The 26,976-nt window shown below is 51.0% G+C and carries 24 protein-coding genes and 2 tRNA genes; 11 read left to right on the top strand and 15 right to left on the bottom strand.

Translation table 11 applies throughout. The features are described from left to right. The first annotated feature begins 157 nt into the window (after positions 1–157). Both EFB02_RS08890 and EFB02_RS01580 read left to right on the top strand, forming a co-directional pair. Entirely contained in the window at positions 158–2,203 is a 2,046-nt protein-coding gene (locus tag EFB02_RS08890; RefSeq protein WP_122819744.1) for an ATP-binding cassette domain-containing protein, read from the top strand. Next, positions 2,200–4,755: an ABC transporter permease gene (locus tag EFB02_RS01580; RefSeq protein ID WP_122819742.1), complete on the top strand. Its 2,556-nt coding sequence runs from the start codon at positions 2,200–2,202 to the stop codon at positions 4,753–4,755. The genes EFB02_RS08890 and EFB02_RS01580 overlap by 4 nt, the downstream gene beginning before the upstream one ends. Positions 4,756–4,901: 146 nt before the next feature. Here the strand turns inward: EFB02_RS01580 and EFB02_RS01575 are convergent, their stop codons facing one another. The 4 genes from EFB02_RS01575 to EFB02_RS01560 all read right to left on the bottom strand — a co-directional run bounded on the left by EFB02_RS01575 (position 4,902) and on the right by EFB02_RS01560 (position 6,780). Then, entirely contained in the window at positions 4,902–5,102 is a 201-nt protein-coding gene (locus tag EFB02_RS01575) for a DUF3073 domain-containing protein (RefSeq protein WP_122819740.1), read from the bottom strand. A 180-nt stretch (positions 5,103–5,282) separates the two neighbouring features. Beyond that, the gene (locus EFB02_RS01570) at positions 5,283–5,564 is read right to left on the bottom strand and encodes a DUF3618 domain-containing protein (RefSeq protein WP_122819738.1); all 282 of its coding nucleotides are present in this window, start codon (positions 5,562–5,564) and stop codon (positions 5,283–5,285) included. A 1-nt stretch (position 5,565) separates the two neighbouring features. Beyond that, positions 5,566–6,285 (bottom strand): phage holin family protein, encoded by a 720-nt coding sequence (locus EFB02_RS08785; RefSeq protein ID WP_234992689.1) that lies wholly within the window; start codon positions 6,283–6,285, stop codon positions 5,566–5,568. A gap of 123 nt (positions 6,286–6,408) precedes the next feature. After that, on the bottom strand, positions 6,409–6,780 hold the full coding sequence (locus tag EFB02_RS01560; RefSeq protein WP_122819736.1) for a sterol carrier family protein: 372 nt from the start codon (positions 6,778–6,780) through the stop codon (positions 6,409–6,411). A 93-nt stretch (positions 6,781–6,873) separates the two neighbouring features. Between EFB02_RS01560 and EFB02_RS01555 the strand changes: the two genes are divergently transcribed. Beyond that, complete coding sequence (locus EFB02_RS01555) at positions 6,874–8,367, top strand: MFS transporter (protein WP_122819734.1); 1,494 nt, start codon at positions 6,874–6,876, stop codon at positions 8,365–8,367. Next, positions 8,368–8,718, top strand: coding sequence for a hypothetical protein (locus tag EFB02_RS01550; protein WP_122819733.1), 351 nt, complete (start codon positions 8,368–8,370; stop codon positions 8,716–8,718). A 17-nt stretch (positions 8,719–8,735) separates the two neighbouring features. Here the strand turns inward: EFB02_RS01550 and EFB02_RS01545 are convergent, their stop codons facing one another. From EFB02_RS01545 to EFB02_RS01535, 3 genes are read right to left on the bottom strand one after another with little or no spacing between them, the layout of a single operon-like run. Continuing rightward, positions 8,736–9,206: a RidA family protein gene (locus EFB02_RS01545; RefSeq protein WP_122819731.1), complete on the bottom strand. Its 471-nt coding sequence runs from the start codon at positions 9,204–9,206 to the stop codon at positions 8,736–8,738. Position 9,207: 1 nt separating this feature from the next. Next, positions 9,208–9,369: a Sp36 family protein gene (gene sp36, locus EFB02_RS01540; protein WP_022864469.1), complete on the bottom strand. Its 162-nt coding sequence runs from the start codon at positions 9,367–9,369 to the stop codon at positions 9,208–9,210. Positions 9,370–9,396: 27 nt separating this feature from the next. Next, positions 9,397–9,726: a WhiB family transcriptional regulator gene (locus tag EFB02_RS01535; RefSeq protein ID WP_122819729.1), complete on the bottom strand. Its 330-nt coding sequence runs from the start codon at positions 9,724–9,726 to the stop codon at positions 9,397–9,399. A 187-nt stretch (positions 9,727–9,913) separates the two neighbouring features. Between EFB02_RS01535 and EFB02_RS01530 the strand changes: the two genes are divergently transcribed. The 7 genes from EFB02_RS01530 (at position 9,914) to EFB02_RS01500 (ending at position 19,294) form a co-directional block, all read left to right on the top strand. Beyond that, complete coding sequence (locus EFB02_RS01530; protein WP_122819727.1) at positions 9,914–12,115, top strand: transglycosylase domain-containing protein; 2,202 nt, start codon at positions 9,914–9,916, stop codon at positions 12,113–12,115. Between the two features lie 3 nt (positions 12,116–12,118). Then, positions 12,119–13,282 (top strand): metallophosphoesterase, encoded by a 1,164-nt coding sequence (locus tag EFB02_RS01525; protein WP_122819725.1) that lies wholly within the window; start codon positions 12,119–12,121, stop codon positions 13,280–13,282. Positions 13,283–13,475: 193 nt separating this feature from the next. Beyond that, positions 13,476–13,991, top strand: coding sequence for a CarD family transcriptional regulator (locus EFB02_RS01520; RefSeq protein ID WP_122819723.1), 516 nt, complete (start codon positions 13,476–13,478; stop codon positions 13,989–13,991). A gap of 17 nt (positions 13,992–14,008) precedes the next feature. After that, the gene (locus tag EFB02_RS01515) at positions 14,009–14,776 is read left to right on the top strand and encodes an IspD/TarI family cytidylyltransferase (protein WP_122819721.1); all 768 of its coding nucleotides are present in this window, start codon (positions 14,009–14,011) and stop codon (positions 14,774–14,776) included. A gap of 20 nt (positions 14,777–14,796) precedes the next feature. Further along, a complete protein-coding gene (locus EFB02_RS01510; RefSeq protein ID WP_122820613.1) occupies positions 14,797–16,215 on the top strand; it encodes an MFS transporter in 1,419 nt (472 codons plus the stop codon). A gap of 593 nt (positions 16,216–16,808) precedes the next feature. Further along, positions 16,809–16,884 (top strand) — tRNA-Thr (locus EFB02_RS01505). Positions 16,885–17,038: 154 nt separating this feature from the next. Further along, a complete protein-coding gene (locus EFB02_RS01500; RefSeq protein ID WP_327395062.1) occupies positions 17,039–19,294 on the top strand; it encodes a heavy metal translocating P-type ATPase in 2,256 nt (751 codons plus the stop codon). Positions 19,295–19,297: 3 nt separating this feature from the next. On the opposite strand, the gene EFB02_RS01495 is transcribed toward EFB02_RS01500, so the two are convergent. The 8 genes from EFB02_RS01495 to tmk form a co-directional block, all read right to left on the bottom strand. Next, a complete protein-coding gene (locus EFB02_RS01495) occupies positions 19,298–19,666 on the bottom strand; it encodes a pyridoxamine 5'-phosphate oxidase family protein (protein ID WP_122819719.1) in 369 nt (122 codons plus the stop codon). A 190-nt stretch (positions 19,667–19,856) separates the two neighbouring features. Further along, entirely contained in the window at positions 19,857–21,926 is a 2,070-nt protein-coding gene (gene betT / locus EFB02_RS01490; protein ID WP_122820611.1) for a choline BCCT transporter BetT, read from the bottom strand. 367 nt (positions 21,927–22,293) lie between these two features. Further along, a tRNA-Pro gene (locus EFB02_RS01485) sits at positions 22,294–22,367 on the bottom strand. Between the two features lie 113 nt (positions 22,368–22,480). Continuing rightward, positions 22,481–22,876 carry a fluoride efflux transporter FluC gene (locus EFB02_RS01480; RefSeq protein ID WP_122819717.1) on the bottom strand — a complete coding sequence of 132 codons (396 nt, stop codon included), beginning with the start codon at positions 22,874–22,876 and terminating at the stop codon, positions 22,481–22,483. After that, a complete protein-coding gene (locus tag EFB02_RS01475; RefSeq protein ID WP_122819715.1) occupies positions 22,873–23,394 on the bottom strand; it encodes a fluoride efflux transporter FluC in 522 nt (173 codons plus the stop codon). The genes EFB02_RS01480 and EFB02_RS01475 overlap by 4 nt, the downstream gene beginning before the upstream one ends. An 18-nt stretch (positions 23,395–23,412) precedes the next feature. Continuing rightward, on the bottom strand, positions 23,413–24,906 hold the full coding sequence (locus EFB02_RS01470; protein WP_160115348.1) for an alpha/beta hydrolase: 1,494 nt from the start codon (positions 24,904–24,906) through the stop codon (positions 23,413–23,415). Positions 24,907–24,981: 75 nt separating this feature from the next. Further along, the gene (locus tag EFB02_RS01465) at positions 24,982–26,166 is read right to left on the bottom strand and encodes a DNA polymerase III subunit delta' (RefSeq protein WP_122819711.1); all 1,185 of its coding nucleotides are present in this window, start codon (positions 26,164–26,166) and stop codon (positions 24,982–24,984) included. Continuing rightward, positions 26,163–26,909: a dTMP kinase gene (gene tmk / locus EFB02_RS01460; protein ID WP_122819709.1), complete on the bottom strand. Its 747-nt coding sequence runs from the start codon at positions 26,907–26,909 to the stop codon at positions 26,163–26,165. The genes EFB02_RS01465 and tmk overlap by 4 nt, the downstream gene beginning before the upstream one ends. Positions 26,910–26,976: the final 67 nt, after the last annotated feature.

The raw sequence follows: 26,976 nt of genomic DNA, 5'->3' as shown, positions 1-26,976 counted from the left end.
CCTTTTAACCTCGTTTTTTACACCATAGCTAGCAAGAGGATTTGGATTCTAAGACCCGATAAGTAGGCCAGAAAACCTAGGGATTATTCTCTCTTGTGCACAAAAGGTACGAGTGGCACCACCTGCACCTCTCGCGGGATGAGATAACATAAAACACATGGTGAACCCCGCAGATGCCCGCCTCAAGACTGGACTCCAATTGCCTTCCAGTGTTTCTGATCCTGTAATTACGGTCAATAACTTAACCAAAGATTACGTTTCTGGCGCGGGCAAGGTACGTGCCCTTGATCATATTTCCATAGGAATCGCCCGGCGGCACTTTACCGCGATTATGGGGCCATCCGGGTCTGGAAAATCTACGTTTATGCACTGTTTAGCGGGTTTTGAGTCTGCTACTTCCGGCTCCATCAAGATTGATGGCACGGAAATCGTAGGTATGAATCAGCGCCGCCTCACTCGGCTACGCCGCGATCATATTAGTTTTATTTTCCAGGCATTTAACCTAATACCCACGCTGAACGCGAAAGAGAACATCCTGTTACCTTTCGAAATTGCCCGCCGTAAAGTCCCGCAAGAACGTTTTGAACGGGTAATTGCAGCTTTAGGACTGAAAGATCGCTTATCCCATCGTCCCTCGGAACTCTCGGGGGGACAGCAGCAACGGGTAGCATGCGCTCGTGCCTTAATGCAGGATGCAGTAGTACTATTTGCGGATGAACCTACCGGAAACTTGGATTCTGAATCCTCGCAGCAAGTTCTGCATTACCTGCGGGAAGCGGTCAATGACTTTGGTCAATCGGTAGTAATGGTTACTCACGAGGCCTCGGCTGCCTCCTATGCTGACCGGGTACTTTTCCTCTTAGACGGCAAAATCGTTGCTGAACTTGATCATCCCGAACGAGAACGGGTATTGGCAGCACAAACCAAGTTGCCGCAGTTCGTGCAATCATATCCTTTGGAAAGGTTCAAGAGTCGGTTTAGCCGCCCAGAAACCATTGCGCAAAAAGGTAAAGGTTTCTTGCCGGCAGGAAATAAAACTGGGGCTTGGCCAGATCGGGAAAAAATGCAGGAAAAGCTAGCGAACTTGCAGGTAGCTAGGGGTGCTAAAATCGAAGTTAAAACTAGCCCGATAACCAGTGCTCCAGTTCCTCACCCGGCAGATAATCCAGTAACGGGTCTAGATACCGGGGCAATCAATGCCTTAATGGGGCCGTCTAAACCAGTAGTACCTGCAGAATTACTTACGAAAGAGGGTGCGCGGCGCGCCCTCGCAAGAGAGAAGTTCACTCCGAAGACAACTAAGAGAACCGTTGCCCGAGCAAACACCACCTCTACCAGTAACCTTACTTCTCCTGCTAAACCAAAGACCGCTCCTAAGAAAGCGACTCCGCAACTTAGTGGTAGCGTTTGGAAAACCCATGATGAGCGAGGTACCACTTGGCAGGGATGGACTCCTAAACCAGGCCAACAACCTACCAAAACCAGCAAGGATGAAGTTACTACCGTTAAGCCAGCAGTCTCTCTCCCCTCTCAGAAAGAGCAAGAAGTAAATCTCAAATCCGCGAGCAGTAAAGGTGATACTAACGTCACTACAAAAAGCTTACCGGTAAAGAAACGGTCGGTAGCATTGCCACTGCCAAAGCAAAGCCTCAAATCGACACCTACTGAACCCGCCAGCAGTGCGGTAGCGACTAACCTCCCCCTGGATCCACCAGAGAGCCCCTTAAGAAAAGATTCCCAAAGACCTGAAGATAGTAAACGCTGGTCAGATCTTTATTCAGTGTTTTCAAATCCCGTAAAAGAAACTTCAGATTTTTGGGAGGATATGCCCGCGAATAAAAATGACATAGATACGACCAAATCACAGGTAAAATCGACAACTAAACACCCGGAAAATTCGGAAAAAACTTCGAAGAATTGGTCCCGCCATATCGAGGCAGCCACCAAGTACGAACCCACATCCTCACTCACCAACCCCAGTAATACTCGTCACAAAACCACTGGTGACACCGGTAATTTGACTGTAAAAACCAATAAAAAAGACCAAGCTAGCGACCAGAGCAGGCCGATACCGCGCACTCCGGAAGATACCTTGAGCCAGGAAAAACAACGCCTGCTGGCCATGATTAAGAAGGCCGAAGCACTGCTGGATTCTTCGCAGGACGCGATTGCATCATTCCATGAGCCCCGGGATAAAGCATGATTAGAATAGCTTGGCGCAACCTCTGTGATCACCTGCTGCGTTTCCAAATGGCGCTACTGGCAGTAGTGCTGGGGGTTGCTTTTTTATCCGGGATTTTCGCGCTGCGCGCCACCCTTGCTGACTCGTACAATTCGCTAATTTCCACCACCAGTACCTATCAGTATTACCTGGTGGGGAAAACTCAAGGCAGCAGTACCCAGGGCGAAGCTCCCGTGCGGGCAAATCTACCTTTAACAGTAGCTCACCAGGCCGAAACAGTTTCTGGGGTCAAATACGCCGACCCCTATCTGACAGATTTTTCTATGCTGACTGACCAGTACAGTAAGCGCCTGGGCAAAGACAAACAGGTTTCGATTTTACAGGTGATTTACCCGGGACACACTAGCCAACCTCAGCTGATCAACGGACAGGCTCCTCGCGCTAAAAATCAGATTGCGCTTGAAGAATCCGCGGCTAAGCGCCTGGGAATCTCTCCGGGTAAAAACCTAAAAGTTTATGTTTCCAGTGAAGGAATACCCGCCAAAGTTTCTGGTATTTACCGTTTCCCAGATCCGGTAGCTTTTACCAACTATGTTTTTACGTCTGAGAAGGGCTTTGAAGCGCTGTCCCAAAAGCCGATACCCCCGGAAACTAGAGCTATTGGCATTACCGCTGAAAAAGGGGTTTCCGCTCAGAGTATTCGCGCCAGCCTCAATAAAAACTTTTCTAAAACTGCAGAAGTAATGACCCAGGCGGAATACAACGAGGAAATCAATACTGCGGCTAGCTCCTCCCTCGATTTCGTGAACGTATTCCTACTGGTGTTTGCGGTAATTGCCCTATTCGTAGGGGCGTTTATCATTACCAATACTTTCCAAATGATGGTACGCGCCCAGCAACCACAGTTCGCCATGCTGCGGGCAATCGGTGCTGGCGGGGGACAAGTATTTTTCGTGGTGGCTTTCCAGGGGCTACTGGTCGGTATTTTAGGTTCCCTAATTGGGGTGGGAGTCGGTTATCTGCTCACTCGCCTGATTTCCTGGGGCTTGGCAAAAGCTGGATTTGAAATACTACATATTAGCTGGTCGTGGTCAATTACCCTGTTGGCTTTAACCGTGGGCATCACCGTTACGGTCATTGGTTCCCTATGGCCAGCCCGCTCGGCAGCGCTGACTCCTCCGGTAGAGGCGATGCGGCAAAATACGCAAACCCAAAAGCCTTTGTGGACGCGAGTGATTATCGGAACGCTGCTACTTGCAGTAGCGATAGTTCTGCTGGCCTGGGCATCATCTGATGGGGGACATAGCGGGCTTCGGTTAGGAATTGGGGCTGCATTGTTTTTGCTGTCGCTGCTGGTTTTGGTAACCCCCTTGTCCGCAGTGGTAGTAAGAGCCTTAGCGGGGCTACTTTGGTGGTTGCGCCCTCATGCCCGCTTAGCGATGCGCACATTGACCGCAAATCTACGACAAACTGGTAACACCGCAGCTGCTTTAATGATCGGGGTTGCCCTGGTGGCAGTGGGAGCAACCCTAGCTGCTTCAACTAAAGCATCTACCGAATCCATGGTAAAGCAGCAGGTAAATATTGATTTAATGATTGCTCCCGAGCCTCGAGTAGTATCTATTTCTAAAACTTTAATAGACAAAGTGGCCAAAGTTCCCGGAGTTAAGCGGGTGAATCCCATGACCGGCATGGCAGTTTTCCAAGTACTGGTTCCAGGCAAGAATCCAGCTGACACCATGATGCAAGTTACCCATCCCCAGTTCCAACGTTATGCTCGGATTAGTGCCACCTCAGGCTCGGTTCAAAAATATTTTGCCCAATCCCCTACTGCTCCACAGGCAATAGTTTCCCGTACCTGGGCAAAATCTCAAGGACTTGGCCCCAAAGATACCTTCGAGGTAGTTGGAATTCGCGGGCGGACAACCGTAAGCATTGCCGCCACCGTAGACAGCGGTTTCTTATTTATGGATGTGGTGTTACCCCATTCATTATCAGCCAAGTTAGGCCCGGTAGCTGCCGATATCACCGCTACCGCAGCCATCGAGCTTAAACCTGACGCTGACCAGGATAAGGTGCAACACGCAGTGGAAAAAACGATTGCTGACAATCCTTTTATGGTGGTGCAAAATCAAGATCAGCTTGCCGACAAATTGGCTGATACCGTCGATCAAGTGCTGGCCATCCTATACGCACTGCTTGCCTTATCGCTGATAATCGCAGCTTTAGGGATTATGAACACCCTTTCGCTTTCGGTGCAGCAACGCTTCAGAGAACTGGGTTTAATCCGCACGGTGGGTATTTCTTCTTTCGGGCTTTCCCTGATAATTACGGTGGAGTCTATATTGATTAGCCTGGCAGGCACGCTTTTAGGGATAGGCGGTGGAGTGTCGCTTGCAGTGTTTGTTTGCCGATACCTATCTGAACAAGGAATCAGCACTATCAAAGTTCCCTGGGTCTCACTAGGCTGGATTTGCCTATTAGCGGTGCTGGTAGGAACTTTAGCGGCTCTACTGCCAGCACGACGCGCCCGCAAAATGCCAATCCTTCAGGCAATCTCTTCTACGGATTAGTGCGCAAACCAGTAGTTTCCGTCAGGGTATCGCCGATAGGTGACTCTGATTTATCGTGCAGACAATCGCCTAGCTAGGGTGCTGACAGCTATATATCTGCCACACCTCTAACTGTCAACCGCTAGTAGAAACGGATAGTCCGACAGTTAGTTAAACCAGTCGTCATCAGTTGCGGACGGAATATGATCGCGCCAATCTTCGTAATCGTCGTCCCTATCTTCAGCGACGTGATCACGCTGTTTAGCCTGCAGCTCTCGCTGCAGTGCCTCGTAATCCGTCTCGGGACTGTAATACTTTAGCTTGCGCGCTACTTTTGTCTGTTTAGCCTTTTGACGGCCGCGCCCCATGGCGTGACCCCCTCCACTATAATCACGGGTACGTTAAACGCACCCTAAAACCTTCCTTAAATGTTCTGTATAAAAAGATACCGCATTACGAGCGCTATGACCATTCAAATCCACGGTTGAGTTCCACGGCACACGAAGTTGCGGGAGAATCTTTCGCTTCAGCAAACTGGTGATTGGAAATTACTTTAATATCCGGCGCACTATTAGTGCCCCCAACAAGAGCGCGCCCCCAGCTACAGCTGCGACTTTCTTAATCGCCTCGGGCTTACCCGCACTGGCCTGCTCCACCGTATTTTGAGCCCTATCCGCAAAGGCACGTGCCTTCTGTTGGGCATCAGCTTTCGCTCGTTCCACATTGGCTTTTGGGGAAAAATAGTCGGAGAGCTCTTCTACCGTGTCACTCAGGTCTGCCCGCGCGGCCTCAAGATCTGCCTTAATCTGACTTTCGCTACGTGGTGTCATGCTATTCCAAGCCTTTCTTTACCGCCTCGATACCTTCTTTTATTCCCGCTTGCGGATCCGGTTTATCAGACAATCCTTTTTTCAATGAAGCCTTACCTATCAGCGCTAAAATCGCCGCCAGCACCATAAGAATGCCTGCCACGATCAGTTTTGCTGCCCAAATCGGTACCACTAGCGAGAGGGCATCCCCAGCTGCTCCAAACAGAAATCCCAGCATATAGAGGACGAGCACCCCTGCCACTACCAGCAAGGCGATTCCCACCCCGGAACGCTTGAGCATATTGGTGGCTTTAACTTTCGCCAGTTCAATTTCACCCTTTACCAGCGCCTGTATCTGGTCAGATAACTTGGATATCAGGGTTCCCAAATTAGGGCGATTCGAGGCAGTTTTACCCTGCAGGCCAGAAGAGTCACGACTGTTCACGTCGTTTTCAGCTCCAGCTGAGGCGGCACCCATAGGGAAAGCATAGGATGAAATCTTGCTATCTGCACCAGAGGATGCCTTGGCTGCGCCCAAACCGACAGTGCTTTCTCCTGACTGACTCCCAGAACCCTGAGTCGCGCCCTCATCTGCGGTATTTTTATTAGAGTGATAACCGGGTGTAGCCGGGACTCCCGGAGCCGGCCGATGAGCTGGCGGGGTGCCCGGTACGGGATGGTAACCCGGAGTGGCAGGCACGGATTGCTGCGGATCTGACATTTTTAAATCGCTCCTATCCATTGCGGAGAGCTATTGCTCTAAGTAACCATATTCTACGTTACGGGCAGTTTTTATACAGTGGTCTAGTTTCCCCATTAGCGAATCGAGGATGATGGGATCTTTATATAAACAGCTAGTTACGGGCTATGACAGTGACTGCGGCGGGGAAAATACCGGCAAATAGGCAGTTAAATCTGAACCCACCCCGGTAGCACTAATCACCTGACTTTCCACTGCCTTTTCCCAGGTAAGAATCCCCATAGCTAAAGCAAGCCAAGTATCCGTTTTCATCTCGACCACCGCTGGAGGAGTTCCCCTCCGATGTACAGTTCCCGTGCCAATCTGTACTGCCCCAAAGGGTGGTACCCGCACCTCAACCGCCTGCCCAGGATAACGCTGAGCTAAAAGCTGTAAGCTGTAACGCACCGCAGTACCGATTTCTTCCCGACTGGCCTTTCGCGTCCTCCAAGCTGCTAAAGCCGGCTGTCCGTCCTCATCAGAAATTTTTCGGCTCAAGCCCCAACCTCCTCAAGTTTCCAAAAACTGTGGCAATGCTTGCACCCTGTATGCACTAACGCTTTTACCTCGCCACCCCTTAGGCTATAACCAATGCACAATCCACAGCCAGACCAGCGCCAACACTACCGCGCTCTTTACACCTTACTTTCAGCTGCAGCCTTAACCTTACTGGCAGTGTCAATGCTCAACGTATCAATCCCTTCCATGACCAAGGCGTTACGGCTAACCAGTAACGACGTGCAATGGATTATGGCTGGCTATACCCTGGTTTTTGGCTTGGCGCTAATTCCTTCCGGAAGATTGGGGGATACCTGGGGTCATCGCCGTCTTTTCGTAATCGGGGTAGCAGTGTTCGCAGTATCCTCATTAGGAGCTGGACTCGCCATGACACCCCTAACTTTAATCCTAATGCGCCTGTTGGCAGGCGTTGGTGCAGCTATTATCAGTCCCCAAATATTAGGTCTGATCCAAATACTTTTCCACGGGCAAGAACGTGCCCGTGCCTATGGATCCTTCGGAATGATTATCGGAATTGCCACCGCTATCGGCCCCACTATGGGCGGGCTGCTGATCGCAATGTTAGGTACCAATCTGGGATGGAGAGCCGCATTTTTAATTAATATCCCCATCTGCATAGTAATTATTTTCGTAACCTACCATACTATTGCCCCCGACCCTGCCAAATTAACCAGCGACACTCGCCTGGATCTTCCGGGAATCTTGGTGCTAGCGGCAGCATTTTTGGCCGTGATGTATCCCTTTATTGACGCCACAATGCCCAGTGGCGGATTCGGCACCTGGCGCTGGTTGTTACTACCGGGAGGAGCTCTAGGTTTTCTGGGATTTTGGGCACTGGAAAACTCTCGTGAAAGACGCGAGATTCCGGTAGTCATGCCCCGCTCCCTGCTCCTGGATGCCTCCTACATGGTGGGCACGACGGTATTAACCGCCTTTAGCGCAGGTTGGACGGCATTATTTATTATTTACACCCTCTATCTACAGCAAGGCCTAGGAATAAGTCCCCTAGTAGCTGGGCTTTTACAGATTCCTTTAGCGTTGGGTTCGGCGATTGCTTCTGCCCAATCTTCACGCCTAACCCTAAAGTGGGGTCGTTGGATTCTAGTTATTTCCTGCGCCCTAGTTATTCTTTGTTTGGTTATTACAGTGTTAATTACCCGCATTGCCTCCCCGGACACCATTCCCTACCTGCTAATAATCTCCATGTTTGGTTCAGGTTTAGGCTCGGGAATTTTCTTTTCTCCCGCCCAAGCACTCTCACTGCTTTCGGTACCGGCAGGGAGAGCCGGAGCTGCTGGGGGAATTTCCCAAACCGCCCAACGGGTAGGAGGTGCAATCGGGCTGGCGGGAGCCACTTTAGCTTTTTACCTACGGCTGCGAAGCATCGATGCATCTCCCGGAAGTACCCCTGCCCGGGAAGCTTATACCGGGGCATTTAGCTATGGGATGAGCGCGGTAATCGCTTTCATCATCATCGCTTTCTTATTTTCCCTAGTCGACGCCCTGAAACGCCGGGAAAATCCATTAAAGTTTGAACTGAACTCACCGGAGGAAGGGAAGAGATAAATGATTGCGCTGGTAATTGGTATCTGCTATCTGTTGCTGGCAGCCTACCTAGGGACGGGGTTGATTTTATTTCATCGCGACCACCTACCCCGCGGTTCCCGTTGGGGGGTGGTAAATGCCACTACAACTACTAATGATAATGCGTGGCTAAACGCTCACCGCGCAGCCGCTCCCCTGCTAGGGGCGTGTGCAGTAATTTGCGTAGTTAATGGATTCGCCATCGCCGCGCTAACCGCCGAAATGGCAGTGTCTATGCAGCTTATTTGCACATTAGGCACCGTGATTTTTACCGGCATTGTTTACTGGTCGGCGCGGTGCGCTGCCACGGTTAGCGCCAAGAAAACTAGCTAACCGGGTATGCGCTGCCTTTATGCGTGAGCTAGGAACTCTACCTCTACCTCGCAAGGCGCCCCTAGTGGCAGGGAAGCTACCCCGACTGCGGAGCGAATATGAGGCTGGTCAAACAGCTTCCCAAAGGTATCCGAAGCTCCATTGGCAACACTCGCTTGACCGGTAAAACCGGGGACAGATGCCACGAAAACAGTAACTTTTAGTACCCTCTCTAGGAGATCCACCCCACCCACTATCTCGGCGGCAGCAGCCAGAGCGTTGAGGGCACACACCTGGGCAGCGTTATAAGCGTCTTGAGGATTAACTTCTGCCCCCACCAAACCGGTTGCCACCAGCTGTCCGTCTACTACTGGAATCTGTCCGGAGGTTCGCACCACTAATCCACCCTCGCCCTGAAGGGCGATCGCCGGCGTATAGGCTGCTACTGGCGTTGCTACCGGAGGTAAAGATAACCCCGCGTCAACTAGACGATTTGATACCTGCGACATTTTACTCACCGCGCGGACGCTTTAAATAGGCAACCGGGTTTTCCCAACCATTTGGGCCGGCGATTACGCTTACCAGCTCCCAACCGTCCTCGCCCCAGTTATCAAGAATTGCTTTCGTATTGTGCGACAGTAACGGAATAGTCGCATATTCCCATTTAGTCATGACTCAAGTCTAACGATAATGCGATTCTTAGCGTACTCGAGCCAAAACGTTTGGGGTGGCAGGCTGGCGCAGCTCGGCTGCGAGTTCGTCAGAAGAATGATTAAGCCACTCCCACCAGTCGGTGACCTCATCGTAGTAGCGCAGCATCGCCCGGCGTTCCCGCTCGGTAAGGCCGCCCCAAACCCCATAATTTGCTTCCGATTGCAGAGCATCAGCCAAACATTCTAGACGTACCGGACATGAGAAGCAGCGAGTTCGAACCTGTCTTTGCGCCGCACCCTGTACAAACAGCGCATCTGGTTCTTGGCTAGCACACAGAGCCCGCGCAGCCCACGTCTCATCCTGGCTAAAACTCATTGTTCACTCCTTGAACTCTTGTGGCGACATTGCCCATATATGTGACCGTACCTACATTTTGCTAAAAACACAAAATGAAAACGAGAGGAAGATTCTACCCAGACCGCCCGATGGTGATTGCCCACAATCTGCGCGCCAACTGCCCTTGAAGGTGTCGAAATCAGGTCAGGCAAAGTAGGGTAGGAATATGCAAAAAGGCACTGATCGTTATCTGCCACGCCAGCAGCTCCGCCGTACCTTGACGGCAATGGCGGCTCTAATCGCACTGGCAGCAGTACTGTTAGCCGGGCTTTCCCTCCCCGTCGTGGGCATAGCTGGGCTAACGGCTCGGGTAGGGATGAGCGCAATGACCGAGATTCCCAGTGTGTTTAAACCCACCCCGCCTTCCCAACAATCCGTTCTTTACTCCCACGACGGCAAAGAAATCGCTCGCTTTTACGCAGAGAACCGAATCATAGTCAAACTTAAGGATATGTCCCCCTGGGTACAAAAAGGGACGATTGCCATCGAGGATCACCGTTTCTACGAACACCGGGGGGTAGATCTGGAAGGAATGGCTCGCGCCATCGTCAATAATTTAGCTGGTCGCGATACCCAAGGTGCTTCTACCCTTACCCAACAGCTAGTCAAGAACACCCTGATTGACAGAGGATTACGCTCGGGGGATACAAACGAGGTTCGCAAAGCCCGCGAACAAAGCATTTCCCGGAAACTGCGGGAAGCCAAAGACGCCCTAGCTATCGAAAAGAAACTTTCCAAAGACCAGATTTTAGAGGGGTACTTAAATATTGCCCCCTATGGAGCTTCGGTTTACGGAGTGGAATCCGCTAGCCGTTACTATTTTTCCAAGGGTGCTAAAGATCTATCGATTGGCGAGGGTGCGTTACTTGCTGGGATGACTCAGTCCCCGGCAAAATATGATCCCACGGTACATCCCGAGGCGGGAAAGAATCGTCGCGACCAGGTCTTAAAGGCCATGTTACGGGAACGAATGATTACCTATAAGCAATACGAAAAAGCTAAGAGCCGTAAAATATCAGAAATGCTGAATATTTCCCCCGAAAAACAGGGATGTGGAGCGGCTGGGAAAGCCTCCTATTTTTGCGCTTTTGCGGTTAATGAAATCTACAACAATCCCGCTTTCGGAAAGTCAGTTAACGACCGTGCTCGGCTGCTGCTACGTGGGGGTCTCAAGATTTACACCACTATGGATTCAAAGATGCAAGAGGCCGCCACCGACGCCGCTTTGGATCAGATCCCAGAGAAGGATCCCTCTGGATTATCTATCGCGATATCCTCATTGGAACCGGGGACTGGAAAAATTCGCGCCTTAGCGCAAAACACCACTTACGGCAGTCCCGATGAGGAACATCCGCGAGCAACAGAAAACTCCTTCGGAGTAGACAAGGCGCATGGCGGGGGTGCCGGATTCCAACCGGGATCCTCCTATAAGGTCGTTACTTTGGCTAGCTGGTTCGATAATGGCTACTCTGCCTATTCCATGGTAGGCGGGAAGAACCACTTCAACGCCGGGGATTGGAAGATTTCTGGTAACTGTCCGGTGCAGGCCGGAAATTGGGATTTAAAGAACGCGTTTGGCGGATATGATCACGCCACTACCGTTTTAGAGGGAACCGAGCAGTCTTTGAACACCACTTTTGCTGCGATGGCGGCCAACTTGAACCTTTGTGACATTTATAAGATGAGCGAAAAAATGGGAGCGGTCAACGGAGATCCAGATGTAAAAGAAAATCTTGGTCCCTCTTTCGTTATCGGTGCTTCCTCGGTTCCTCCCTTGAATATGGCAAATGCATTCGCAACTATCGCCTCTGGAGGAAATCGTTGCACTCCGATTGCTCTGGAAAAAGTAGTGGATTCAGAAGGTAAAAAATTTAGAGTTCCTTCCGCGAAATGTAAACGTACCATTGACGAGAAAGTGGCTAACAAAACCGCTCAAGTACTGGTTTCCACCGCGCGAACCTATGGAGGCTCGGTGAATATTGGGCGTGAATTGCTGGCAAAAACCGGAACTACCGATAGGCCGGATGCGGCTTGGACAGCAGGGGCAACTCCCAACCTGGCCACCGCAGTTTGGGTGGGCTTCTCCCAAGGAAATATTCGTCCGTTACAAGGAATGACAGTTAATGGCAGGTACTGGGGAACCATTTATGGACAGACTATTCCTGCCGAGGGATTTAGACAATACATGGCGAAAGCGGTACAGGGTCTGCCGGCTACCACTTTCCCCAAAGCCAATATTGGGGAAGGCAAGATTCTAAATCAAGGGCCGCGCCGACCGGTTAAGAAAAGGGATTCTCAAGATGAAGAGAAATCCCCTAGCCCCAGTCCTAGCAATGTTACCGAGACAGTTATCTACGAGGAAGATTAGGCTGTGAGGAAGCGTAGCATCTTAGGGGGATTGGCTTTATCTGCAGCGGTCTATCCGTTCGTGGAGGCACGCTCCCCCCAATTGCGTCGCTATCAACTGCATAAAACACCCGGAATACCTGGGCTAGAACTAGAAGAAAATCCTTCTGCAGGCAGAAACCTAACGAATTTCTCAAATGAATATGGGCATTCCCAACAGACACCAGGCAGCCAGGAATCTGCTGCTAAAGCAGATAACCAACAGACCAATCTTGCTTGGCAACTGCGAATATTACATCTTTCTGACCTACATCTTTGGTCAGGAAATAAGTGGCTAACTAAATATGTGGCTTCCCTGGCCGAGTTTACAGAGATAGATTTTGTAGCTTTAACCGGAGATAACTTTTGCGATGCCTCAGGATTAGATATGCTGCGGCGCGCCCTTACCCCTTTACTAAAGCTTCCCGGCGCCTTTGTATTTGGTTCCAATGACTACTATTCGGGACAATTCAAGGTGCCACTGCACTACTTTTTCCCGGAAAAGAAACCAAAACTTCGCCGTGTACCCGACCTTCCTACCACCGAATTTCGCAATTTCTTAATCTCGGGAGGCTGGAATGACCTTAATAACCAAGTGGCTACCCTAGAGGTAACTTCTCCGGCGCGACAAGGGCGGCTAGCTCAGCAGGTACTGGTAGCGCTTTCTGGTACCGATGATCCGCATATCGGAAGGGACGAGGCGGTGCAGTTGCCAAATACTTGGGGAAAAGCCGATTTACGCCTCGCTCTCACCCACGCCCCTTACGCCCGTGTCCTAGACCAATATGCGGCTTGCGCAGCTGACCTAGTACTCGCGGGACATACCCATGGAGGTCAAGTTTGCCTGCCGGGCTATGGGGCACTAGTGAACAACACGGATTTACCACTTGCCTATTCGGGGGGAATTTGTTCCTGGCAAATGGGTACTGTTGAAAATCCGGCGCCTCGGGTGCGCCTAGGAAGAACCTATCCCCCGGTTGACTTACAGAGGCTTACAGCTCAGGCAGGAATTTTAAACCCAGCCACCACCGGAAAAACTACAGTACATATTTCCCGAGGCTTAGGAACCTCAAAGTTCACGCCGGTGCGTCTAGCTTGCCCACCCGAGGCCACCATCCTCACTATTTCCGCTTTCTCCGAAAATAAATAGCTGGATAAATCTGCCAGATTTTTAAAGGTAGAAAACAGGAAAAGCTAAAAATAAGCTGGTGAGGACGTATCACACAATCTCAGCAGCAAGCAGATTATCCCTGCCCGATCCACGAAACGAACCCCTTTAGCAGGTAAGACCGATTTACGATAGAATAGTGTCCGGAAAATTTGTATTTGGGAGCCTGTAACTTATGACATTTGAAATCGGCCAGACCGTTGTTTACCCCCATCACGGTGCCGCGGTGATCGAAAACATCACTACCCGCAAACTCAAAGGTGAGGACACCACCTACCTAATGCTCCGGGTCACCAATGGAGATATGACTATCCAGGTGCCGGCAGCAAATGTGGATATGGTGGGAGTCCGCGACGTGGTGGACGAAGAAGGACTCAAAGCAGTGCTTGCCGTACTGCAGGAACCCCATATTGAAGAGCCCTCCAATTGGTCACGTCGCTACAAGGCCAATGGTGAGAAGATTGCTACCGGAGACATTTTGAAAGTCTCGGAGGTGGTACGGGATTTAACTTTCCGCGATAACGAGCGCGGGCTGTCTGCGGGGGAAAAACGGATGTTAGCCAAGGCACGGGCAATTCTGATTTCCGAACTCGCCTTAGCTAAAGACGAAGACGAAGAAGCCGCCTCCGATCGCCTCGATAAAATCATGGAAGAAGCCCAGGTAGAACACGACCGGGTAAACAGTAAGTAAGGGTTAAAGGACTGCTTATGGGACGCAGCATCTACTGCGTCGTAACGGCTGCCGGTTCCGGAACTCGGTTAGGTAATCCCGGACCGAAAGCACTCGTAAATTTGGCGGGTAGTCCGCTGTTACACCATGCCCTGCACACCCTCGAATCTCTGAAAGACCTGGTAGGAGTGGTAGTTACCGCTCCCCAAGACTATTTAGAAGCTTTTACCGAGATTGTCCAAAATGCCGCTTTACCCTACCCCTGTAAAATTGTTGCCGGCGGCTCCACCCGACAATATTCGGTCTATCAGGGTTTACAGGGACTTTTAACTTTTGATAAAGACGAAGGTCAGTTAGCCCCAGATGATCCCGACGCTATCGTTTTGATTCATGACGCCGCGCGCGCCCTCACACCCCTAGATCAGTTCCAACGGGTTTGTTCCGCAGTCGCATCCGGATGCCCCGCGGTAGTACCTGCTACGGAGTTAGTCGATACTGTGCGGGAAATCGCGGGCGAGAGCTTTACCCGCCAAGAGCTAGAGATTACCCCGGCCGGTGCTACTCCTGACCGTTCCCGCCTGCGCTGTGTGCAAACCCCGCAAGGATTTGCAGGAAACATCATTTTTGCAGCCCACCAGCAAGAGCAGGAAGCAGACCAGGTTCGGGGTGGGGCTCTCGATGATGCTATGTTAGTGACGCGTCTGGGTTACCAGCAATACTTCGTGGCCGGATCGCGGCGAGCATTGAAAATCACTTATCCTTTAGATTTACAGCTAGCCACCTGGATGGCACAAAATTCAAACTGAGAATGAGAGCAGAAAAAATTATGGCTGACAACGGTGACAACCAGCAAGATTTACTAGCTGAAAACCAGGATCGCACCAAGGGCAAGATACTAGCTTGGTCGCTTTGGGACTGGGGTTCCGCTGCCTTCAACGCCGTGGCCACCACTTTTGTTTTTACCGTCTACCTGACCAGCAAAGATTTATTTGCTCCCGGAGACCAAGCCACCACTGATTTATCGATTGGGCTAGCCTTTGCGGGACTAGTTATTGCTCTGGTTGCACCAGTATCCGGTCAACGCGCCGATCACAAAGGTCGCGGTACCCGGATGTTGGCACTATTTTCCGCCTTGGTTACCATCTGTATGTCTCTAATGTTCGCGGTCTACCCCACCTCTCCCCTAGGAAAAACTGGAGCGCTGTGGCTAGGGGTGGCGTTGCTGTCATTCGGAAATATATTCTTTGAGTTTGCCTCTGTAAACTATAACGCCATGTTAGCTCGGGTTTCCACTAAAGAAAACATGGGGAAAGTCTCCGGGATTGGCTGGGGTATGGGCTATTTGGGTGGAATTATTTTACTGGGAGTGCTCTATGTCGGTTTCATTTCCCCCGAGGTAGGCTGGTTCGGGGTTACCGGGGAAAACTTTTTGAATATCCGGATTGCCATGGTCTTTGCCACCATCTGGTTCGGGGTGTTTTCGATTCCGGTGATTGTGGCGCTACCGGGACGCCGGCGGGGTGCGGATGGGAAACTCCATCCAGTGACTATGTCGGGAATAGACAGTCAAGATCAAGAACCACTCGGGGGACTAGCAGGGGTTAAAGCTGCCTATAGAGAGCTCTGGGAAACCATTAAACGTCTAGCCCGTACCGCACCCGAGATTTTACGTTTCCTGATTGCTTCCGCGATTTTCCGGGACGGTCTAGCCGGCGTGTTTACCTATGGTGCTATCTTGGCATCCACCGTGTTCGGTCTAAACGGCGGTCAGGTCATGATTTTCGCCATCGTGGCCAACGTGGTAGCAGGAATTGCCACTATCGCTTGTGGCGCTGCAGATGACTTTTTCGGCCCAAAGAAAGTAATGATTTTTTCCTTAGGATGTATGACCACCCTAGGGTTGATTCTCTTCTTTGCCCACGGTGGCGGCGCTAAAATCTTTTGGTCCTTCGGGTTATTGCTGTGTATTTTTGTCGGTCCCGTCCAGTCAGCCTCCCGCTCCTTCTTGGCTCGGATTATTCCTAAGGGACGCGAGGGTGAACTTTTTGGTCTTTATGCCACTACTGGGCGCGCGGTATCTTTCCTCTCCCCCACCTTATTTGCCCTGTTCGTATGGATCGGAAGACTTTTCATGCCGGCAGGCGCCAGTTCGCAGCATTTCGGAGTCTTGGGAATCACCCTGCTACTAGGGATAGGGTTTGCGCTGCTGATTCCGCTAAAAGCCCCGGAACATCCCCACAAATAAAACCCCAAAAACCCATTTAAACTTCGCAAATAGATCGAGCAAAAAATTTTAGGGACGAGTATGCAACCCGTATACGAAAACCGTGGCAGCCTCAACCAGGGTGGATTATCCTCCGAGAAGCAGCGGACAGTTCTTGTCTTATAAATCAGCCATTAGCACCTTGATATTTGAGAAAGGCGATAGTGCTTGATTGGCTGCAACAAGCATGGGAAATAGCTAAAAACCTAGGGTAGTTATTCATTTTGAGTAAACGCTGAAGAGAGCGTTTGTAGCTCTGTGGACTTAGTATCGGAAGCTACTAAAATTTGAGTCAATACATTGACCCCACAGATCCTGTTGAGGTTTGCCTATTAAGGAGAAATGGCTTCTGATCCAGCCTGGGCAGACAAACTGGTACACACAAGAGTGCATTCACTTTCCGTGCCCGCCAGCATGATTGCGATGACTAACCTATCCGCCAGATATAACCTTTCATTTCTATTTTCCACCCTGCCTGCACTTCTAGCGTGGCGAAAATAACCGCTCTACCTGGTCGAAAAGTTTGGAAAGCAGGCGCCAAGCTAGATAGACTGACACGGTGCCTGGGGCATTATGCCGCTATAGCTCAGTTGGTAGAGCAACGCTCTCGTAAAGCGTAGGTCATCGGTTCAAGTCCGATTAGCGGCTCCATTTCGTTTCAACCTGCCGTATTTTCCCGTAACCTTTCATCAATTTTTCTGGCGTAGGCAATGGTTATTGGTTAAGAAATAGATGGTTTTCACCCGAGGAAAAGTCCCGTACCAGGCATATAAGAACCAGTTAGGATAGGCACAGGAGGTAAGCAGTGGATAGTAGCAGCAGAAGTCACGAATGCCTGGAGCTAATAATTGGGGGGATGAGCTGCGCGGCCTGCGCGGCACATGTCGAAAAAGCCCTAAATAAAATGCCGGGGGTAAATGCTACCGTTAACTATGCCACCGAGAAAGCCACTATTTCCGAAAGCGGAACTTTCAGTGCAAAAGATTTTATAAAAGCCGTAGAAAAGGCGGGTTATAGCGCGTTTACTGACGGCGATTTAGATAGCGAGGACGGGTCGCAAAACTCGGATACAGGAATAGGAGAACTCATCGGGTTGCGCCGCCGACTAATTATTTGCGCGATTTTAGCGGCTCCGGTCATCACCCTGGCGATGATTCCGCCCCTGCAATTCCCCTATTGGCAGTGGTTGTCTCTAGTGCTGACAATTCCAGTAGTGGTATGGGGAGCTTATCCGTTCCATCGTGCGGCTTTCTTAAATGCCCGCCGCGCCACTACCACCATGGATACCCTGATTTCTCTGGGTACTCTCGCGGCTTTTATCTGGTCGCTTTATGCCCTATTTTTCGGCGATGCCGGCCGAGTGGGAATGACTCATGATTTTCAGCTACTGGCCCGCCCTGGAGATGCTGCTAGCCATATCTACCTGGAAGTTTGTTCTGGGGTAACTCTTTTTATCTTGGGTGGACGCTATTTTGAGAAACGTGCCAAGGTTAGAGCTGGGGACGCTTTGCGCGCCCTCGCCGAAATGGGAGTGCAAGAAGTAACCGCGCTGCGAGCAGGCCAGGAAGTACAGATTCCAATTGGGCAATTGGTTGAGGGTGAAGAATTTATTACTTTACCGGGCGAAAAAATCGCTACTGATGGGGTCGTGGTTTCTGGGATAAGCGCAGTCGATAACTCCCTACTTACCGGGGAATCAGTACCAGTAGAGGTGGGGACTGGTGATCAAGTTACCGGTGCAACTATTAACACCTATGGTCGCCTAATAGTTCGCGCCACACGCGTGGGTTCGCGGACGCAACTGGCTCAGATTACCCGACTAGTGGAGCAAGCCCAGGCAGGAAAAGCCCCTATTCAGCGTCTAGCTGACCGAATTTCCGCAGTTTTCGTGCCATTCGTGATTGTCATTTCCGCGCTAACTTTAGTTATCCACTTATTCATAGGAACCCCAGTTACCGCCTTTACCTGCGCAGTTGCGGTACTTATCATAGCTTGCCCCTGTGCCCTAGGGCTCGCCACCCCCACGGCGCTACTGGTGGGAACCGGTCGAGGTGCAAATCTGGGAATCTTGATTAAGGGAGCAGAAATACTGGAATCTACCCGGAAAATCGACACGGTTATCCTCGATAAAACCGGTACTGTAACCACGGGAAACATGGAACTGGTCAGTGTGTTTCCCCCAGATGATCTTGGGGTGTTAAAAGCGGCCGCCTCCTTGGAGAGCGGCAGTGAACATCCCATCGCTCGAGCCGTTACCCAGGCGGCTGCCTCCAAAGGTATCATGCTCACCAGTGCCCAAGTGCCTGCGGATTTCCAAAGTTACCCGGGAGGCGGAGTAAGCGGTACCCGCGATGGACAGCAGGTACTTGCCGGGAACCGCAAGTTCATTTGCGAGCAAGGCGCCGTAATTTCATCCACTATCGAGGACGTAATCACTGAATACACTAGGCGCGGAGAAACTATAGTACTGGTAGCGCTCGGTAACCAGGTAAAAGGAGTATTGGGCATTGCCGACCAAGTAAAAGAAACCAGTGCCCAGGCAATCTCCCTATTTAAAGAGTTAGGGTTAACTCCGGTGCTGCTAACTGGTGACACCGAAAATGTGGCTCGCCAGGTCGGTCAGCAAGTTGGCATTAAAGAGATAATCGCAGAAGTAAAACCGAAGGATAAAGTGGTGGCAGTTTTCCGCAAGCAGGGGCGCGGAGCCACTGTGGCGATGATTGGCGATGGGGTTAATGACGCAGCAGCTCTCGCGCAAGCAGATTTAGGGATTGCGATGGGCAATGGTACTGATGTGGCAATGCAAGCTGCCGACATTACTTTAATGCGCCCAGATCTGTTGGCGGCAGTGGACGCGATTCGACTTTCCCGCCGCACCTTGAAAATCATTAAAGGAAACCTGTTTTGGGCTTTTGCCTATAACGTGGCGGCTATACCGCTGGCGGCACTAGGGTTACTTAACCCAATGCTTGCCGGGGCGGCAATGGCTTGCTCCTCAGCTTTCGTAGTTGGTAATAGTTTACGGTTACGCTCTTTTAAGCCGGTGAAATCCCTTAGCTAAACACTACTGGGCAGGTCGTTCTCCATCTTGCCAAACCCACTGGGGGCCGTCATTATGATAGCCGGGACGATGCAGAATCCCCGTCTCGTACTCGATCATCAGATCAGGCCCATTTGCCCACGCCTGACCGTCAACTATTAGGCTCCAACCGTGTGGATAGGGACTTTGCCAAATCAAAGTAACATTCGGGTTTGCAGCTCCGTTGCGCAACGCAGAGTCCCGCGCATTCTTAATTACCAACCGTCCGTCCTCTAGTAGCGGATCTACGGTATGTACCTTCACGTGTGCCCCGTAGGGCAAAGTAATCAAGGATGCTGAATTAAAACAGGCCATAGCCTCGGGTAATCTATGCAGGGGCACCGGGATAGTCATCTATTTTCCTCTCTAAAATTCTGACGGCAGTCAACGTCAAAAGTAGGTAATGGATTGCCTGATTTGAAAACGCTACCAACAGCTGCAGCCAAAGGGACGTCCCAAAATCTTGTCTGTACCTGCAGCCTACCCGAAAAATCTGCCAGACAATAAGGAACGTCCAAGCAGATTTAGGGGTTTCCTCCCCTATTTAGACATCGTTAATCCGCCAATAGTCCTGGTAGCGATCAAAATGATCGAAGGCATCGTGAATGATGGCACTACGGGAATAACCCATCACATCATAATCTTGATCATTATCGGGCAAATGTACTTCCAGACGAGTCGAGCGGGGAGTGGTGGGGGCAGAGCCTGCATGAATAGTACTGGAGGTATCTACCGCCAAGATTCGGTAAACGAACTGATCTGGACCTTTGAAGGCAGTTAGTTTTAGCCGATCATAAATCCGGGTTTGCAAATCTACTTGTTCCAGGGAATCGCTATCACCGCGAACAACTTCGGCAGGAATTCCATATTCATTTAATTGCTGCGCAAAGGCTCGCAGAGCCGGCTCTGCCACTTTATCCAGGTATGTCTGGGCCTCTAGGGGAGTTACCTGCCCAAAGGTCCGTGAGATACGTTCACGCCAATTGGCCTCTATGCGACCTGCAATTGAGCCCGTTCCCGCCAAAATATTCCGGGCAGAGTGGGCACGCAACTGTCGAGCACGCCGATCTTGTTTTAAAGCTCTGGCCAGACCAACCATCACCAGAATCATTACTAACGAGAAAGGAAGCCCCATGATAATGGTCGCGTTTTGTAGCGCCGGAATACCCCCTACTACCAGCATTCCGATAGTTAGCAGCCCGGTTATCCCCGCCCAAAAAATCCGCAACCAACCAGGAGCATCGGAGCGTACCGTTGGTAAAAATGAGGACAGGTTAGCCATGATGAGGGCGCCCGAATCCGCGGAGGTTACATAGAAGAGTAGCCCTACGAAGGTGGCTAGTCCCATAATGAATATCGCTGCCGGGCACTGCTGCAAAAGTAGATAAAAGCCCATTTCCGGAGTTTTTAAGGTGGCCTGCGCGAAGGTCTTATCTCCGCTGCGGATTAAGTCGATCGCGGCATTACCAAAGATGGCTACCCACATGAGGACGTAGGAGAAAGGGATAAGCATGGTTCCCACTACGAATTCTCGCAGGGTGCGCCCCCGGGAAATCCGTGCCAGAAACATTCCCACGAAGGATGCCCATGCTACCCACCATGCCCAGAAGAACAGGGTCCAGGCGGACATCCAGGCGCTCACGTCGTTGTAGGCGAAAGTTTCGAGGGCGCGACGCGGGAAAGACCAAGCGAAATCACCAATGTTCATCACGATAGCGTTGAGTAGAAAATCTGTTTTTCCAGTGATGAAAACCCATCCTGCCAGGAATAAGGCTAGTAGTACGTTGAGTTGGCTGAGGAAACGAATCCCTTTATGGATTCCGGTAGTGGCCGAGATGGTAGCCATGGCTACCGCTAAAATTACCAACCCCACTTGCGCGGGAATACCCTGGTCAATCCCGAATAAAATTTCAAGTCCCACATTGAGCTGCACCACCCCAATCCCTAGGGTAGTGGCCACCCCGAAAATCGTCCCCAGGATGGCTGCTCCATCAACAATGTGCCCTAGCTGGCCGTCAAGTTTATCCCCAAAAATCGGGTAGAGAGCAGAGCGCACGGATAGTGGTTTTTTTCGGCGATAGGCAAAATATCCTAAAGCCATTCCCATTAGGGCATACATTCCCCAACCGGTAATACCGTAGTGAAAAAGAGTCCAGACTGTGGCCTCCCGGGCAGCCTGGATGGTTTCGCCTTTCCCTACGGGAGGCTGCATATATTGGCTTACTGGACCGGCTACCGAGAAAAACAGGATATCGGTGCCGATACCGGCAGCAAAGAGCATAGATGCCCAGGAAAAGGTGGAAAATTCGGGTCGTGAGTTGGGCGGGCCTAGCCGGGTTTCCCCGTAACGAGAAAATCCTAGGAAAAACACGAAAACCAAGATGATGGCAGCTAATACAATGTAGAACCAGCCAAACCATTTGGAGATAGCAGTAACCGCTACCCCCAACACATCGGCGGCGCTGTTGGGAGAACAAAGGGCCCACAGCGCGATCGCGAGGATACCCGCGGATGATCCCAGGAAAACTGGGAAGTTTACTTTCGCGCTTTGCCGCTCTTCTTCCGGTATTGGTGCTGCCTGATTAACTGGGGTTTCGCCTACAGATTGGCTCATAGAAACCGTCCGTTCCATATTGTCTTCGCCCGCCACCCTTAAAGGTGACGACTAGTTCTATCTCTAGGTTAAAACACCAGGTTCGTAATCCTATTGATTTGCTGGGATCAAAATAAAAAAGCAAAACCAACACTCAACACAAAAGGGAGAAAAACTTTCGTTTCTCTCCCTCTCGGTCTCGTTCGTCGGGGTATTCGGCACAACGCCTACGACCCCATCCTCACTCAACACAAAAGGGAGAAAAACTTTCGTTTCTCTCCCTCTCGGTCTCGTTCGTCGGGGTATTCGGCACAACGCCTACGACCCCATCCTCACTCAACACAAAAGGGAGAAAAACTTTCGTTTCTCTCCCTCTCGGTCTCGTTCGTCGGGGTGACAGGATTTGAACCTGCGACCTCTTCGTCCCGAACGAAGCGCGCTACCAAGCTGCGCCACACCCCGTGTAACTCCAACATTGTAGGCAGACCCTCGTTAATTCTAAAAATCACCTGCCAAGATTCCGGCGGATTTCACATAAAACCAGGACGCACAACTAGAAAAATCGCGAGAGATCCTTAAAAACTAAAAAACCAGAGGCCGAGAACAAAACCTGCTATCGCCGCCAACAGCGAGAGCCACCACACTAGTAGTAGCGCTCCCCAGGCACGACGCCAATTCCCTCGTTCAGCAATCGAAAAAATATCAAGTACGAAAGTAGAGAAAGTTGAAAACCCGCCAAGAAAACCGGTAGCTAAAAGCGTATAAACCCGGCAATTTGCTTCAAGATTACCGCTTACCAGGGCGGAAACAAGCACCCCACCCAATAGACATGCCAACACGTTCACTAGCGCAATTCCCCCGGCAGGATGGCGTTTTACCAGCTTCAGCCAACTAACATCGATTCCCCAGCGGCAAAGCGCCCCCACCCCACCGCAGGCTCCCAGTGCCAGCACAAAACCTATCTCACTCATGCGCGCACCTGCCCGCGCCCACTCTTAGCATTCCCTTCCGGAGTGTCTTTTATGGCCAATCGATACCCTACTCCCGCACAAACTACTCCTACTACCAGCAGGATTAAAGCTAGGGTTGCCGCGAAGTAAAACTTTCCATTTAACACCCAAAAATCGCTGTTTAGAGGAGTGTTGTCACCACTCACCGCCGCGATTCCAAAAGCTGAAAAAGTGGTGAAAGCACCTAAGAATCCAGTGGTAATCCCCAACTTTATCCGTGTACCGAGGCGGTGAAGACGGGTACCTTTGCGATTAGCGCGGGTTTTGAAATATCCCAGTAGGAACGCACCCATCAAATTCGCTAAAATCACCCCAAAAGTGATTGCTACCCAGCCAAAATAACTTTTAGAAATCGACAGGGTGCAGCTATCTAGGACCCAGCGTGCCCAAGTTCCCGCCATTCCTCCGGTAAAAATGGCAATACCATCGGCAAAAAGCAGATGAGCAGGATGCTTCGATCCTGGATTTTCCACGCTCATCACTTAAAATTCCCGCCTTTAATCGTCACAGGTAACATCACTATCCGGCAAAATCCCGCCTACCAGGTATTTATCTACGGCGTTTTGCACGCAATGAGACCCTAGGCCATAAGCGGTATGGGAATAGGATTTCCAGGTCAGCAGCCGCGAGTTAGAGATTTGTTTATGCACGGATTGCGCCATCTCATAGGGAGTAGCCGGATCCCCGGTATTTCCAACTAATAAAATAGGTTGGATTCCCTCGATCTTTACTTTCTCCCGTTTTGCGGTAGATGGCCACGGCCACTCCTGAAGCGCATACTCGCCGTACGCCATCGAAGACCCCATAATCGGAAAGTCTCTTAAAATCTTTTTCCCGCGGCGATTCCACTCTTTTTTATCCCCTTGCACCGGATAGTCTGCACCGTTAATCGCCATAAAAGCATCCTGCGAATTATCCTTAAATTTTCCGTCAGAACTGCGATCATTAAATAAATCCGATACCTTCAACAGGGGGGTGCCATCGCCCTTAAATGCTGCTTGCAATCCCTCCAACAGCGAGGGGTAAAGATTTTCGTAATAGAGAATCCCAATCGCCGCCCCAAAAGCTAAAGCCCCATTTAACGGACGGGAAGAATCTTTGGTGGGAATCGGGGAGGCATCAGCATCTTTAAAAAACTCTTTCAAGCGTTTTAACCCGGCTTCTTTATTGTTCCAGGGGCAATTCTTTGCTTCGCGAGCGCACCAGGAAGCAAAATTGGCGAACGCCTCCTCAAAACCTTTAGCCTGCGCCAAGGATACCTGCCCAAAAGAATACGACCCGTCCAAGATCCCATCCAGCACCAGGCGACCCACATTCTTCGGAAATAGCTGCGCATAGGTTATCCCCAGGAAGGAACCATAGGAATATCCCAGGTAAGATAGTTTTTTATCCCCAAGAACTGCTCGCAAAATATCTAAATCCCGTGCCGCTGAAACCGTATCTAAATATCGTGCCAAGTCACCGCTTTTTTCCCGACAACGCTGAGCGAACTTTTTCATATCAGCAATTGAACGTTTCCGACCAGCGGTAGTACCCAGATCGAGGCTTTCGGCCAAAGATTCATCCTTTTGGGCATCTGTGGTGCACTCTATGGGATGAGAGCGAGAAACCCCCCGCGGATCAAACCCCACCACGTCGAAGGCTGAAAATATTTCGGGAGAAAACATATCTTCGGAGTTTCCTACCAGGTCAACCCCCGATCCGCCGGGACCTCCGGGGTTAATCAATAGGCTCCCCAATTTTTTTCCGCTGGCCTGAGAACGCGCCAGCGCCAACTCAATATCTTCTTTCGTAGGGTCGGTGTAATCCAAAGGTACTTTTACCTGTCCGCATTGATAATCTTTAAGATCATCTTCCGCACAGGGCGCCCAAGAAACTTTTTGCTGATAATAACTTTCCAGCCCGGCGGGAATGGCAGCTTCTCCTCCAATTAAAGAATTGGTTTTCGAGGAAGCAGCAGGGGGTACTGCGGCGTGAGGTTTAATCCTCACCCCACACGCCGAGAGGGCCAAGCAAAGCGCAAATACTGTTGCTACCAGTGAGAATAATTTTCGTTTGCCCATCGTTTACTGCCTTAAATCCATCATCATGGCTTCCATAGTAAGTAACGGAGTCACATTTGCCCCCAGACGCTGCCTAGCCTTCCGAATTGCATCAAGGCGCGCCAAGGTGCGAGCAGCCGAAGATCCTCTCGCCAGAGTAACGATAGTTTCCTCTAAATCAACATTAATCACCGACACCTGAGCTCCACATTGCAACAGATAAACATCACGGTAAAAACCCAAAAGATTCAGTAGCACTCGATCTAGACTGTCACGCAGGTAACGGGTAGCACGCCGCTTTTGATCTGCTTTTAACGCAGTTTCCTGGGCTTTTAATGTCGGGGGTAAGCGCGTGCCCTCCTGGTCATATCCCAGCGATCGGCGTAATTCCGTCAGTTCCTGCTGGTCTTTTTCTTCCGCCCGCTTACTCGCATCCGCTTTTGCCGCATCTACCAATTGTTGTGCTAGCAGCGCAGCCTCACCCACACTGGAAGTAGTGGTGGCAGAAAGTAGAATTTTACGGCGACGCTCCAGTTCTGCTGGATCGCTAGCCAAAGATTTAGCCACCCCGATATGGGACTGAGACATCGCCGCTGCCTGTCGGGCAGTATCAGGAGCAATCCCTTCCCGTTCAACCAGTAACTGCGCCACTTCCTCCACACTAGGGGTGACCAGGCTGAGGTGGCGGCACCGGGAGCGAATGGTAGGCAGTACATCTCCGGGTTGGGTGGTACACAATAGCCACACGGTGCGTGGGGGCGGTTCTTCAATCGCTTTCAACAGCAGATTCGAGCTACGCTCCACCATCCGATCAGCGTCCTCCATCAAAATCACCCGCCATTTTCCCCCGGCAGGTGCCTGCTGTGCCAGGGTCACTAGGGAAGCAATTTCATCGATTTTAATAATTAGGCGTTCGGTGGTCACCACTTTAACGTCTGGATGGGTGTTTTTAAGGACGCGATTACACTCGGGGCAGGTACCGCACCCCGGGGTTTGCGGATCTTCGCATTGCAAGGCCGCCGCAAAAGCCAGGGCGGCTACGGATCGTCCTGCACCGGCAGGGCCGGTAATCAGCCAGGCATGCGCCATTTGTCGAGCTAAAGCAGCATCATCACTGCCAGCTTCCCGCAAGCTACGCGCGGCCCGAGCAGCGGCCTCGAAAACCGCTACCGCTGCTTTTTGCCCAACTATCTGATCCCAAACACTCATAGCTGCCGCAAACCTGTCTGGTGATTACGTAAGTTCTCAGCTGCTTCTGCCAGGTAGACGAAGTTTTTTTTCGTACAATCCTGTTTTTGTTGCTGTGCTACCTCCGTTTTCGCCCTCGCCGCAAAAGCTGTGGTAACCAGTGATAATATCTGCTGGTGGATTTCTTCCACTCCGCAGGTAGCATCTATAACCTTTATCCGCTGCCGATCACGCTCAGCGATCTGCAAAAAAGCTTGCCTCACTGCCTGATGAAATTCGGATCCAGCAGCCTCCATCCGGTCGGGGCTGTCAGTGCGCCGCGCTACTAGCACTTCCGGATCTCCATCAAGCAAAATTGTTAGGTCAGGGAGCAGATTTCCAGTAGCCCATAGGGAGATTTTTTCAATTTTTTCTAGTCCCAGTTCTCGTCCTATTCCCTGATAGGCCAAAGAAGAATCTAAATATCGGTCAGAAACTACCACTTCTCCCGCCAGCAGATGTGGTTTTATCACTGTTTCCACATGCCAAGCTCGATCGGCCGCATAAAGTAGCGCCTCGGTATAGGGGTCGAGGTCTTCACCGTGCATGACTTCCCGGCGCAATCTTTGCCCCAAGGGGGTACCGCCCGGTTCAAAAGTAGCAATTGCCGCCGCTCCCCGCGCCCTCAAGGCCTGCATTAATAGTTTGACCTGGGTAGATTTCCCGGTATAGTCCCCTCCTTCGAAGGAGATGAAGAAACCCGGGTAGGGTGCTGCGGCATTCATGTGTTTAGCTTACCGAACTTGACAGGAGCAGCGCGCTCCCCTGTTAGTAAAACCAGTTTTAAAAGCC

The organism is Varibaculum vaginae (assembly GCF_900604285.1).
Lineage (GTDB): Bacteria > Actinomycetota > Actinomycetes > Actinomycetales > Actinomycetaceae > Varibaculum > Varibaculum vaginae.
Note: the sequence above shows the minus strand (reverse complement) of the source record. Positions and strands in the feature narration are given on the sequence as shown.